At 57.9% G+C, this 1,864-nt stretch carries 2 protein-coding genes; one reads left to right on the top strand and one right to left on the bottom strand.

From position 1 onward, the window contains the following. Window positions 1–1,188 (bottom strand): NADP-dependent isocitrate dehydrogenase (locus FN369_RS01350; protein WP_142524419.1); only part of this gene is annotated, 1,188 nt, incomplete at its 3' end. A 237-nt stretch (window positions 1,189–1,425) separates the two neighbouring features. Between FN369_RS01350 and FN369_RS01345 the strand changes: the two genes are divergently transcribed. Continuing rightward, on the top strand, window positions 1,426–1,864 hold a 439-nt coding region (locus FN369_RS01345), incomplete at its 3' end, for a hypothetical protein (protein WP_178087599.1).

The raw sequence follows: 1,864 nt of genomic DNA, 5'->3' as shown, positions 1-1,864 counted from the left end.
CGCACGGAGTGCGGCGGCAAGCTCCTCGATGCTCCCCGAAAACTCCACGAAAAGATCGACACCCACCAAGGCCTTGCTTTCTTCCCGGCGGTGAAAAGGGAAATCAGACTTCGGGTTCGGCCTGTCCAGGCCATAGCGAGCTGGCTTGAGGGTTTCCGGCGTTTTCCCGAGATTCGCGATCACCGCCTGCCCGAACTCCTTGGTTCCCACTTTTTGGCGGCTCTTTCCCTCTCGGAAGATATCGTAGGTATGAATGCCCTCCTCAAGCGTCCGCAGCCAAGCGTTGTGCATCCGTTCCGCAACCTCCCATTGACCGATGTGGAGAAGCATTTGCACAGCGGCCAAGAGGAGTCCCGAAGGATTCGCCACGTTCTGTCCGGCACGGCGAGGGGCCGAGCCATGAATCGCCTCGAACATGGCGTAATGGGACCCGATGTTGGAGGAGCCTGCTAATCCTACCGAGCCTGCGATCTGTGCGACAACGTCCGAGAGGATGTCTCCATAGAGATTTGGAAGAACCACGACATCAAATAGTTGTGGTGTATCAGCAAGCTTTGCGGCGCCGATGTCCACGATCCAATGTTCCTTCAAGATCTCCGGATATTCGGCACCGATCTCGTCGAACACCTTGTGGAACATTCCATCGGTCAGCTTCATGATGTTGTCCTTCGTGAAGCAGGTGACCTTCCCCCGCTTGTAAGAACGCGCGTACTCGAAGGCGTAGCGGATGATGCGCTCGCTGCCGGGTCTCGTCATGATCTTCAGGCACTGATAGGAATCGACGCTCTGCCGGTGCTCGATGCCTCCATAGAGATCCTCTTCGTTCTCCCGCACGATCACGACATCGAGCCCGGGCTGCTTGCTCTCCACGAAGGGGACATAGGAAGCACAGGGACGGATGTTCGCATAGAGACCCAGCGCCTTGCGCACCGTTACGTTCAGGCTCTTGAACCCGCCACCTTGCGGTGTAGTGATCGGCGCCTTCAGGAATACTTTCGTTCGGCGCAAGCTTTCCCAGGCGCTCGGCTCGATCCCGCTCGAATTCCCGCGAAGGTAGACGTTTTGCCCTATCTCGATCGTCTCCAGAGCGAGTTCCGCGCCCGCCGCGGCGAGCACATCCAACGTAGCGCCCATGATCTCCGGACCAATGCCATCCCCGTACGCGACGGTTACCGGTACTTTCCTCATCTTCTCTCCGTTCCTCCCGATGTATTGGGTTAGTTGACTCTCGAGAGCTCCGTTGGCCAAGAGATTCTTTTCCTGCGAGCCGCTTTTTTTGGGAAAGGGCTTCGGCGGTTGACAGACGAACCCGTCTTTATTATTTCTGAATATTGATCGTTTGCCTTGCTTCCGCTCCGCGTGGAGCCTCCTACAACGGGGCTACGCGGGAAGGAAAAAGCGGACCCCGAAGACCTCATGCGTGGAATGCGCGATTTGCGTTCGTGGCCACTCCTTAGCCTCTTTGCAGCCTTCCTTCTCGTTTTTGTAGGCGGCTGTGCTCAGACCCACTATTACCCTTACGTTGGAGCGAACACCCAGCTTGGAAAGGGTGGAGGGGGAGAGCGGATAGTCAACGGAATCGAAGTCTGGAGCGACGGGCTCCCGACACGTCGTTATACGATTATCGGGGTGGTCCACGACCATCGGAGCGGACTCCTTCATTCCACTCTGCTCAACGACGTGACGAAAAAGGCGAGGAAGATGGGAGGCCAAGGCGTGATCGAATACCAAGCCTACTCGACCGCCATGAGCTCTTTCGCCGCCTCGGCCAGCGGCTTCGGGAGCAACGCCGATCAGCTACCGCAGGCTTACGGCCCGACTGCTTCCTCTTGGCTCGCCTTCGCGGGACCCGCCTCCGCTGGTC

Source organism: Methylacidimicrobium cyclopophantes (assembly GCF_902143385.2).
GTDB lineage: Bacteria > Verrucomicrobiota > Verrucomicrobiia > Methylacidiphilales > Methylacidiphilaceae > Methylacidimicrobium > Methylacidimicrobium cyclopophantes.
The sequence above is the reverse complement of the archived record's forward strand: the minus strand, read 5'-3'. Positions and strand labels throughout refer to the sequence as shown.